The following is an 11,376-nucleotide window of genomic DNA, read 5'->3' as shown; positions in this document are numbered from 1 at the left end:
AAAACAAATTATGTGGCTTCATTTTATTCGAATTCAGCCTGTAAAATACGTAAAATTTCTTTTACTGTATCTTCTTCCAAGTCAGTGCGTCTCAGCAATTCTTCTTCTGTAAGTGCTAATACCGAGCGTGCAGAATCTAAGCCTACACGTTTCAATGCATCAATCACCCAGCTTTCAATTTCATCGCTGAATTCTTCGATATCCACATCCTCATCAAACTCGTCATTCTCACGATATACATCGATCTCATAACCCGTCAATTTTCCGGCCAATTTAATATTGTGACCACCGCGGCCAATTGCCAAAGATACTTGATCGGATTTTAAGTACACAGCTGCTGTCTTATTTTCTTCATCAATCTTGATGGAACTTATACGAGCTGGACTTAATGCACGTGTAATATAAAGTGAATGATTCGTTGTAAAATTGATTACATCAATGTTTTCATTACGCAATTCACGAACGATACCATGAATACGCGATCCTTTCATACCTACACAAGCACCTACTGGATCAATACGATCATCATAAGACTCAACAGCTACTTTAGCACGTTCTCCTGGTTCGCGCACAATCTTTTTGATGGTAATCAATCCATCAAAAATCTCAGGAACTTCCAATTCAAACAAACGTTGTAAAAATTCAGGAGCAGTACGAGAAATAAGAATCTTAGGATTATTATTCATCATATCTACTTTATAAACTACCGCACGAATGCTATCCCCTTTTTTGAAATAATCTGCTGGGATCTGTTCTGTCTTTGGTAAGATCAACTCATTACCATCATCATCCAAAACAAGTAATTCTTTTTTCCAAATTTGGTAGACCTCACCAATTACCAATTCACCCTCGCGGTCTTTATATTTTTTGAAAACTTCGTCTTTCTCTAATTCCAATACTTTTGAAACCAAAGTCTGACGTGCTGCCAAAATTGCACGACGACCAAAACTCTCTAATGTAATTTGCTCAATATAGTCATCGCCAACTTCTAAATCAACATCAAGTTTCTTCGCTTCTGTTAATTCAATCTCTAGATCATCATCTTCCGAAAATTCATCTTCAACAACAACACGTGTTCTCCAGATCTCTAAATCCCCATTATCAGGATTCACGATAACGTCACAGTTCTCATCTGTACCGAAACGTCTACGGATCATGCTACGAAATACTTCTTCTAAGACAGAAATAACCGTAGGACGGTCAATGTTTTTAAACTCTTTGAACTCTTGGAAAGAGTCAATCAAATTGATATTGCTGCTCATTTTTATTTAAATGAAATTAACACCTTAGTTGCTTTTATTTGTTCCAAAGGAATGATACGAGCAGCCTGCTGCGCTTTTGTTCCTTTTTCTTTTATCGTTTCTTCAATTGTTATCTGTGCTTCCTCAACTGTCAGTAGTTTTCCTTCAGTTTTCGTACCATCATTCAACTTCACTTGGACATTACGCCCAATATTTTTCTTGTATTGTCTCAGGTGGACCAAATTAGTATCTATACCTGGTGAAGACACTTCAAGGCGATAAGCTTTTTCTACCACCTCTTCCTCCTCTAACTGAAAACCTACAAATCTACTGACTTGTACACAATCATCGATACTAATCCCCTGATCACCATCTAGCAAAACTTCCAACACACTGTTTGGGTGAAATTTAACACTTACAATAAACAAATCATCGCGATCTGCTAACTTTTCTTGAATGAGTTCGACAACTCTTTTCTCTACATTTTGCATATTCTTTCGAAATCGAATAAAAAGACTGAAATCAATGAATTAAAAAAGGGGGCATACGTTGCCCCCTTCCTCTCAGATAGGACAAAGATAAAAATATTTTTTCAACAAACAAAATATAGATGAAAAAGTTCTAAATCAATGCGCCTATTTAGCCCTTATCCACAACCGAATTTATCGTCTTTTGCATTTCAGCCATCATGGTCGACAAAGTTTCCATTGTCGGTTCGTTATTAGGTTCAGGCAATACCGTGCTGATATACGCCTTAGCACGCCAGACTTCCATAATATCACCCGCTTCTACCCAATATGGGTCATAGCTTTTATTATCAGACAACAACTTCAATCCTTTATCCTCTTTAAACTTATAGGCTACCCGCTTATAAACAACGCCCTCATCTTTTGAAACAATCACATACGTCTGGGCTGCTTTAATATCATTCCAATTCTCCACATACTCTGCCACCACAATTGACCCACTAGCCAATGGTCGCATCGAATCTCCTTTGATTTCAAAAGCACGGTAGGTACCCTGATTAAACATAGGTAACGAAAACTTTGGAAGAGTAGCCACATATTCAGGATCTGCATAACCATTCATATATCCTGCACTAGCTTTTACTGGAACCAATTCGATGTTTTCACGATCTTGCCCATCGACGGTCACACTTAACACACGAAGGTTTGAAGCGTTACTTTTTGGAGCAGGACGCCATTTTTCGTTGATTTCATCGTTAGCAAGTTCATCCATTGTCATGTCATAAAACTCTGCTATTTTTTTTAGCAACTCATATTTGGGTTCCGCACGATCCTCCTCATAAGCTCCAACAGAAGCTCTTTTTATCTCCATTAAATCGGCAAACTGCTGTTGTGTAAGTCTTTTCGTTTTTCTTAAAAACTTAAGATTGGAAGCGATGTTTGGCATATTTTTTTAAATTTAATTTTTTAATATCTAAAAATATTAGTATTATTGTGCCAATAAAATTAGTAAAAAAAACACAAATAACCAAATTTATTAGCGCAATCATGAAATTACACATTTTATACATCATTACCGATAGCAATAGACAATTCTTAAAAGCGGATATTACATCGGATATCAACATAACAATGAACGAAATAAAAAGTAGTAGCAAAATACTATTTCCCAATGGTCCGCACCTGACACGTATTGTTTATATGGAACATTTCCAATCTAACGAACAAGCAGAAAAAAGACTATTACAGCTGGGGCAATTCACACGAATGCAAAAAGAGAAACTTATCCGTAAGCACAACGCTAACTGGCACAATCTATCCCTTACTATCGTAAATACTCCACAAAAAAAATCGGTTGTTTATTCTTCATAAACAACCGATTAAAAAAACTTTTACAAACTCGCTACCCAACGTTACCAAGTGAATCGCGCAACTTTGTAGCGACCACATCTTTTTCCGTGGATAAAGCTCCCATATCAACATCACCCTCAGGAGTTGCTACCCCCTCTTCTTGAATTACTTCACCGCTACCAATATCCTCCAAATCCACACCGTCATCTACTGCTGTAGAATCTGACAAGGATTCTTCACGAATTGGACGAGGTGTCACACATTTATATTTCTTGGTTATCTCTACGGTTGGCGCAGGAAATTTACCCTGAGTATAACCTAATGACTTATCCTTATACACGGCCTCCATAAACAAACCGAAAATAGGCAATGCCGTCTTCGACCCCTCTCCTGTTTGCGAGTTTTTAAAGTGAACATTCCGATCATCACAACCAACCCATACGGCAGTCACCAAATCTTTCGTAACCCCCATATACCAACCATCCACATATTCCGATGAAGTACCTGTTTTCCCTCCAATCTCATTCTCTTTTGCAAATAAATCGTATTCCCATAATGCTTGAGAAGTACCGCCAGGTTCTTCCATCCCCCCACGCAACATATAGGTCATCAACCATGCATCTTGCTTATCCACCACTTGCTTTCTTTCTGGCTTAAAAGTTGCAATCACCTTCCCATCATAATCTTCAATACGCGAAACTAATATAGGAGTTAAACGCTCACCTTCATTCATCATAGTCGAATAGCCATTCACCATTTCAAACACCGATACATCATTTGGCCCTAAACCAATGGATGGTACGGGGTTCAATTTACTTTCAATACCTACACGATGCGCTGCTTCAGCAATTTTATCCGCACCAACTTTTTCCGTTAACTGAACCGTGATAGAATTAACAGAACGTGCCATTGCCCAGCGTAACGACATTTCGCGATAACTGAAATTCCAATCTGCATTTTTAGGCTCCCAAACTTCAATTGAATCTCCTTTATCAATTTTAATCGTGACTGGTTTATCCTGCACCTGGTCACAAGGCGTCATACCCGACTCCAATGCGGCTAAATAAACAAAAGGCTTGAAGGTTGATCCCGCTTGTCTTTTAGATTGATTAACGTGATCATATTTAAAGAACTGATGATCAATACCGCCAACCCATACTTTGATTTCACCCGAATATGGATCCATACTCATAACACCTGTATTCAGCATCGTCACATAGTATTTAATCGAATCCATTGTGGACATCTGAACTTTTTCACGCAAACGTTCTCCCTTCCATGAAAAAATCTCCATTTGTTTTTTCTGATTCAAATAAAAATCAATACTATCAGTACGGTTATCATACTTTTTTGTTAGGTGCTTATAATAATCTGTCTTTTTAGCTAAATTCTCTATAAATCCAGGAATCACTTTACCCGATAGATCGCGCCATGGCTCTTCATCACCCCAAGCGTTCTTTAATCTTCTTTGCAATATCTCCATCTGTTTTGCTACAGACTCTTCGGCATGCTTCTGCAATTTTGAGTTGATTGTCGTATATATCTTCAATCCATCTCTGTAAATATCGCGATCATTATCTTCAGCCCACTTTTCCAACCAACGCTCCACAGCGGCCCTTATATAAGAGTCTTCACCAGCATGCACATCTTTATTATCCGTATGCAAGACCAAGGGTTCCTTAGACAAGGTTTCCACTTGAGCCTGATCGATATAGTTGGCCTTCTGCATCTGCAATAAAACCACATTCCTTCGTTCCCGCGATTTATCTAAATTACGCATGGGATTATACATAGTCGTACCTTTCAGCATACCGACTAATACAGCTGCTTCATTGATAGACAAATCGCTAGCATTTTTACTAAAATAGCGTCGTGCAGCTGTTTGTATTCCATATGAATTATTGCTAAATGATACTGTATTTAAATACATAGTAATAATCTCAGCCTTACTATATCGGGTCTCCAACTTATAAGCGGTCATCCACTCTTTGAATTTGGTTACAATCAGACCTATGCCAGGAATTCTACCCAATAATCCAACCGACTTGTTATATCGTGTTCGATATAGATTTTTTGCTAGTTGCTGAGTAATCGTACTTGCTCCTCTCTTATCCCCTGTCAATGTCGATATAATACCTGAGCCTAATCCTAAAAAATCAACACCACTATGTTTATAAAAACGAACATCCTCTGTTGCAACTAATGCATTAATCACATTTTTAGATATACTATCAAAAGCCACTGGGTTACGATCTTCATCAAAATATCGACCGATCAAAACACTATCAGCTGTAAACAATTCCGTTGAAATATTAACATTAGGCATCGTAATATCCTTTTTAGTAGGAGAATAGCCGAAGAGTCCCAAAAAGTTAAGCTGTATGGCACAAACTAGGACGATTAAAAAATATATACCGAACGCTATATAGCGAATAAATTTATTCTTAATCCGTTTAAACATACGGTAAAGGTCTAAAAATGTTTTGTGAAAACAAGCAAAAAAACTAAGGTTTTACATGTAGCTATAACAATTAACGAAATTTAACATTTCATTATTCTAAATCTGATAATTAGGAATATAAGAATCAAGAAGACAACAAAAATTATACCTAAAAATACTATCGATACGTTTTCTTTTCATTAATCGATATATATTATATAAATTTATATGCAATTAGTCATATAAAACATGTTAAAGCAAACATTACAACAAAAGTTATTACAGAAACTATCTCCGCAACAGATTCAGTTTATCAAGCTTTTACAAGTTCCTACGGTATCTTTGGATGCGCGCATAAAAGAAGAACTAGAAGAGAATCCAGCCCTTGAGGACGGTAGTTTAGCAAATATGTCCGAACCAAATGAAGAATACCCCGACCGTGATCCAGACGACAGTTTTGACACTGATGAAAACCATGAAAGTGATGAATTTAATGTAGATGAATATATTCAGGAGGATGATTTTACGGATTATTCCAATAATTATAATTATTCTGACGAAGATGATGATAAAAAAGAAATCCCGATTGCTGTACAAGATTCGTTTTTCGAAAAACTACAGCAACAGTTGGACTTGTTAGCCCTTGATGACCGCGATTTTCTGATTGGACAACAAATTATCGGGAGTTTAGATGATGATGGTTATTTACGTAGACCCATATTGAGTCTTATTGACGACCTTGCTTTTTCACAAAATGTCATTGCAACAGAAGGTGAAGTATTGGAAATGCTTAAAGTTATTCAAGATTTTGAACCTGCTGGAATTGGAGCACGTGATCTACAAGAATGTTTATTGATACAGTTAGAGAAAAAAGATCAAAACAATCCCATTATTGCTCAAGCGATTAAAATAGTGAAAAACTACCTAGAAGAGTTTACAAAAAAACACTATGACAAACTTGAAAAATCGCTGGGACTGACCTCTGAGGATTTAAAAAATATCATAAATGAAATCCTTAAGCTAAATCCAAAACCAGGCGATTCAGGCGCTGTAGCTGGGAAACAACTTCACGTAATCCCTGATTTTCACATTAGCAACAATGATGGGATCTTACACCTCACGCTAAATGGTAGAAATGCACCCGAGCTACGGGTGAGTCGCTCTTATCAGAGCATGTTTGAGCATTACGATAAATCAGACCAAAAGGACAAAAAGATGAAGGAAGCCGTTCAGTTTGTCAAACAAAAACTGGACTCGGCCAAATGGTTCATCGACGCCATCAAACAAAGACAACAAACTTTATTGAAAACGATGAACGCAATTATGGAATATCAGTATGATTATTTCCTGACAGGTGATGATGTGAAACTGAAGCCTATGATATTAAAAGATATCGCTGATCGCATAGGTATGGATATATCCACTGTTTCGCGTGTTGCAAACTCCAAATACGTACAGACAGAATTTGGAACCTTCCTTCTCAAATCATTTTTCTCTGAAGCCATTCAAACCGAATCTGGAGAAGAGGTATCCAACAAGGAAGTCAAAAAAATTCTCGAAGAATGCATTGCAAATGAGGACAAAAGAAAACCACTAGCTGATGAAAAGCTGACTGAAATCTTGAAAGACAAAGGATATAACATTGCACGACGTACTGTTGCAAAATACCGGGAAGCACTTAATATTCCTGTCGCTAGATTGCGCAAAGAGTTATAGTAATGGTAAAAAGCCTCTGTTTAGTGGCTTTTTACTTGTTATTGATTTATCCTACACCTGCATAACCAATTAGATTATTATCTTTGTCTCTGACAAAAATAGTCTAATCTTAAAAGATGTCTGCTTTTAATGTAGTTGAAAGAACATCGCTTACATTAATACCAATGGATAGTGATTTGACTAAAGCTATACTTGAATTGATCCAATATGCAAGGATTACGAGATAGCCTGTACAATTGAATAAAATAAATAAAAATTAAAAAAGTCAATAACAAACAACCCTTACTATAATTACTTTTTTTTAAAGACGAATGAGAGCAACAAAAATTGTTACCCTTACAGCCTTACTAGCGACATTAACATTTGCGTCAAAAGCGCAAGAACGAGACGATAGAGCTACTATCTTGAATTTCAAAGGAATCCAATTCCACAGCAATGACTCCCTCTTCTATACGAACTTTAGGTTTAGAATGCAAAACCGCATTGGTTTCACAGAAAAATTGGATGGCGAAACAAATGGCGAATGGGATGCACGTGTGCGCCGATTACGCATGCGTGTGGACGGTTACATATACACGCCTAAAATTAGCTACTCAATACAATTAGCTTTCACTAGAAGTGACCAGGATTTTGACGAGACAGGTATTCCGAACATTGTTCGTGACGCAGTTGTATTCTACAATTTCACTGATGATTTTTACATCAGTTTTGGTCAAAACAAGTTACCAGGAAACAGACAACGTGTGAACTCTTCTGGGCAGCTACAGTTTGCAGACCGTTCCTTAGTGAATTCAAAGTTTACTGTTGACCGTGATTTCGGTATGAGCGCTAATCTAAGCAAGAAAATTGGAGAAGTACCTATCAATGCCAAAGTAGCTATATCAACCGGTGAAGGTAGAGCAGCTAGTGGCACGGATGGTGGACTATCTTACACTGGTCGTGTCGAATTTTTGCCCTTAGGTAACTTTAAAAATGGCGGAGACTATTCAGAAGGTGACTTAGAAAGAGAAGAAACACCGAAACTTTCAATCGGTGGTGGCTACAGCTACAACGACAGAAACTACCCGCGTAGGAGGTCAAACAGGCAAATATGTTGAAAATCCATTTACACTTAAAACAAGTTTCGTAGATGCCATCTTAAAATATCAGGGATTTGCCTATCAAGCAGAATACATGCGTCGTGACGTAGACAACCCACTGAATCTTGACTTAGAAGGTAAAACAGCCTATGCTTATAAAGGATTTGGTATCAATCAGCAAATGTCTTACCTCATGAATCATGGTTTCGAAGTCGTGAGTCGTTATACATTTGTAAAGCCACACCAAGACATCCGCGCTTATGAGAAGCAAACTGAAATTATAGAAGCTGGCTTAAACAAATATATGAAAGCACATCGCCTGAAATTCAATTTGAGTGGAAATTACACTTTCAAAGAGGGGCAATTCAACAACGTTAACCAAAAGAACTCTTGGGGCTTCCTGTTCCAAGTTGAATTAGGTATTTAATATAAAAAAAGGTTCAGTGTTAAACACTGAACCTTTTTTTTATAACAATAATCATCTAGTCTTCATCCAATTCTTCAAACTTGCGCAAATCAGCTTCAGCTCCCAATATATCGCCTAAGGATTCTTTTATCGCAGCTCGATATTGATAGAGATCTGAATAATAAGGGTTCAAATCAATCGCCTTTGAATAATCCATTAAAGCTTCCTCCTGCTTCCCCAAACGCTCAAATACATCAGCTCTTAACACATAAGGATAGAAATCATCTTTCATCAAAGATATCAATTTCGAATAATCGATAACTGCATCTTCAAACTTTCCAATTCGCTCAAACAAGGAAGCACGTTCCTCATAAATCACGGATTGCTCTGGGTTTAGTGATTCTGCTTTTTCATAATCTGCTAAAGCCTCGGTATGTCTACACAAACATTCTTGTACCTTTGCACGTAATACGTAAGCAGAAACACAACCGGAATCAATTGCCAGTGCTAAATCACAGTCTGCCAGGGCTGCCACATATTGCGTCAATTTGGTATAAATGGCGGCACGGTAAACATACCAATCTGACTGATCTTTTGCCAGTGATAACCCCTGTGTATATAGATTGACTGCATGTTGATAATCATAAATATGTACAAATTCCAGTGCTAGTCTAGCCAATACATCTAGATCTTGCGTATCCTGACTCCAAGTTTCTTCCAATTCTTCTATCTCTGCTTGCTCAGATTTGAGTGTTACCAAATAAGGTAAGTGTTCCTCCCATTCCAATAAGCTATGGTAATTAAAATCAAGTCGCTTAGCAATTTGATAATCATAAAAAGCACCTTCGTCATCATCTAAAATACGATTCAGTACACAACGACATGCATAAAAATAAGGTTCTTTAGGATAGGATACAATTGCGTCGGTATATACCTGAACAGCCTTTTCAATCTGGTTTTGCAAAAAATAACCTAAAGCAAGATAGCTATATCCCAAGGCAGTAATTTGCTGTGCTTGCGCTTCTAATAAATGAATCTCTGCATTTAAATTTCCCGCCTGTAATCCCGCTATCCCTTTTAATAATGCCATTACAACAGGATCTAGCCAATTCATGGTATCCAATTCCACCAATATCTGTTCATACTCAGTTGTTGCATCAAGTTTAAAATCAATCAACTCTTTTATTGGTAAGAATGCATAATTCGCCAATAAAACAGTAGTATCCTCCTTTAGATCAAAATCAACCGTAGTCTGCTGTATAAATAATTTCTGAAGTATTTCTTGCATATACAAAGGTACGACGATGAACAGCAAAACAGAAATATATTTCGCGTGCGCTGGCAGTCAGGTTACCAAAAGCATGTTTTAAAAAAGAGTTATATAACACAATTACAAGCTAAAATAGCATGAATTAATTAAAATTAAATATGCTATAAATAACCTCTAAAGCGAAAAGGCCCAAACTCTTTAAAGTTTAGGCCAATTCTATTTCATAGGATTTAAGTACTACGCTAATTCGTCACTATAAACGTAACGAATTTCTTCTCTCAGATTATATTGTGAAGACATCACTTCACCATACGCTCCAGCTGTACGGATTGCGATTAAGTCGCCCCTTCTAGAAAGAGGTAAAGGCACTTCCTTACCGAAACAATCTGAACTTTCACAAATTGGTCCCACGACATCATAATTAATGATATCCGAAGCTACATCTTCACCTAGTTTTTCAATTTTATGAAAAGCCTGGTACAAAGCAGGACGCATCAACTCAGTCATACCTGCATCTAATATCAAAAAGTTCTTCTTGACACCATTTTTAACATACAGAACCTTACTGATCAACGAACCACATTGAGCCACTAAAGCACGACCTAATTCAAAATGAACCTCCTGCTGTGGCGTTCTCTCCAAAAACTTTTCAAAGATATCAAAATATGATTCAAAGTCAGGAATAGCATTCTTATCTGGATTGTGGTAATCCACACCCAATCCCCCCCCCACGTTCAGTACCTTGATCGGGACACCTCGCTCTTCAAACCAATTCTTCCATTCATTCACCTTGACACACAAACTTTTAAACACATTCATATCTGTTATTTGTGAACCAATATGAAAGTGAAGGCCAATAAGTTCGATGTTTTCACAAGTTCGAATGACTGCCGCAGCTCTCTCAAGCTCTGCATTAGTGACACCAAACTTATTCTCATCTAATCCAGTCGTAATGTAATGATGCGTATTTGCATCCACATTTGGGTTAATACGCAAAGCTACTTTAGCCTTACGTCCCTTTACTGCAGCCAGTTCATTGATTACTTCCAACTCTTGGATCGATTCCACGTTAAAAGCGAAAATATCATGTTCTAGCGCTAGATTAATCTCCTTGTCAGACTTACCAACTCCGGCAAAAGTGATCATTTTAGCGTCAAAACCTGCATCAATTGCACGTTGCACCTCATTACCACTCACACAGTCTGCTCCAAATCCTTTAGCTTGTATCATCTCGAGAAGACGGCTATTGAAATTAGATTTCACAGCAAAATGCACATGAAACCCACGTTTACTCGAAGCAGCAATTGCTGCATCTAACGTATCTTCTAACACGTTCAGGTCATAATAGTAGAAAGGTGTTTCCTTTCCAATGAACTGGCTCTCTATATTTTTGTTTTTCATTTAGAA

10 protein-coding genes are annotated in these 11,376 nt (G+C 37.4%); 4 read left to right on the top strand and 6 right to left on the bottom strand.

Going from position 1 to position 11,376, the window contains the following annotated elements; all coding sequences use genetic code 11:
* Positions 1-23: 23 nt before the first annotated feature.
* The 3 genes from nusA to ACFX5U_RS06905 form a co-directional block, all read right to left on the bottom strand.
* Positions 24-1,262 (bottom strand): transcription termination factor NusA, encoded by a 1,239-nt coding sequence (nusA, locus tag ACFX5U_RS06915; RefSeq protein ID WP_038697352.1) that lies wholly within the window; start codon positions 1,260-1,262, stop codon positions 24-26.
* A 2-nt stretch (positions 1,263-1,264) separates the two neighbouring features.
* Positions 1,265-1,732 (bottom strand): ribosome assembly cofactor RimP, encoded by a 468-nt coding sequence (gene rimP / locus ACFX5U_RS06910; RefSeq protein WP_038697350.1) that lies wholly within the window; start codon positions 1,730-1,732, stop codon positions 1,265-1,267.
* 148 nt (positions 1,733-1,880) lie between these two features.
* Positions 1,881-2,654 (bottom strand): LexA family transcriptional regulator, encoded by a 774-nt coding sequence (locus tag ACFX5U_RS06905; RefSeq protein ID WP_280568966.1) that lies wholly within the window; start codon positions 2,652-2,654, stop codon positions 1,881-1,883.
* A 101-nt stretch (positions 2,655-2,755) separates the two neighbouring features.
* Between ACFX5U_RS06905 and ACFX5U_RS06900 the strand changes: the two genes are divergently transcribed.
* Positions 2,756-3,079 (top strand): hypothetical protein, encoded by a 324-nt coding sequence (locus ACFX5U_RS06900; RefSeq protein WP_038697346.1) that lies wholly within the window; start codon positions 2,756-2,758, stop codon positions 3,077-3,079.
* Positions 3,080-3,110: 31 nt separating this feature from the next.
* On the opposite strand, the gene ACFX5U_RS06895 is transcribed toward ACFX5U_RS06900, so the two are convergent.
* Positions 3,111-5,384 carry a penicillin-binding protein 1A gene (locus ACFX5U_RS06895; protein ID WP_400262847.1) on the bottom strand — a complete coding sequence of 758 codons (2,274 nt, stop codon included), beginning with the start codon at positions 5,382-5,384 and terminating at the stop codon, positions 3,111-3,113.
* A 363-nt stretch (positions 5,385-5,747) separates the two neighbouring features.
* Between ACFX5U_RS06895 and rpoN the strand changes: the two genes are divergently transcribed.
* From rpoN to ACFX5U_RS06880, 3 genes are all read left to right on the top strand, one after another.
* Entirely contained in the window at positions 5,748-7,214 is a 1,467-nt protein-coding gene (gene rpoN / locus ACFX5U_RS06890) for an RNA polymerase factor sigma-54 (protein WP_280568975.1), read from the top strand.
* 311 nt (positions 7,215-7,525) lie between these two features.
* Positions 7,526-8,311, top strand: a complete 786-nt coding sequence (locus ACFX5U_RS06885) for a porin (protein ID WP_400262846.1) — start codon at positions 7,526-7,528, stop codon at positions 8,309-8,311.
* Positions 8,250-8,720 (top strand): hypothetical protein, encoded by a 471-nt coding sequence (locus ACFX5U_RS06880; protein ID WP_400262845.1) that lies wholly within the window; start codon positions 8,250-8,252, stop codon positions 8,718-8,720. The genes ACFX5U_RS06885 and ACFX5U_RS06880 overlap by 62 nt, the downstream gene beginning before the upstream one ends.
* 55 nt (positions 8,721-8,775) lie before the next feature.
* Here ACFX5U_RS06880 and ACFX5U_RS06875 read toward each other — a convergent pair whose 3' ends face one another.
* Both ACFX5U_RS06875 and lysA read right to left on the bottom strand, forming a co-directional pair.
* Positions 8,776-9,987: a hypothetical protein gene (locus ACFX5U_RS06875; protein ID WP_400262844.1), complete on the bottom strand. Its 1,212-nt coding sequence runs from the start codon at positions 9,985-9,987 to the stop codon at positions 8,776-8,778.
* Between the two features lie 219 nt (positions 9,988-10,206).
* On the bottom strand, positions 10,207-11,370 hold the full coding sequence (gene lysA / locus ACFX5U_RS06870) for a diaminopimelate decarboxylase (protein WP_400262843.1): 1,164 nt from the start codon (positions 11,368-11,370) through the stop codon (positions 10,207-10,209).
* Positions 11,371-11,376: the final 6 nt, after the last annotated feature.

It is taken from the genome of Sphingobacterium sp. SG20118 (genome assembly GCF_044740685.1).
Lineage (GTDB): Bacteria > Bacteroidota > Bacteroidia > Sphingobacteriales > Sphingobacteriaceae > Sphingobacterium.
This window is presented reverse-complemented; position numbering and strand designations above follow the sequence as displayed.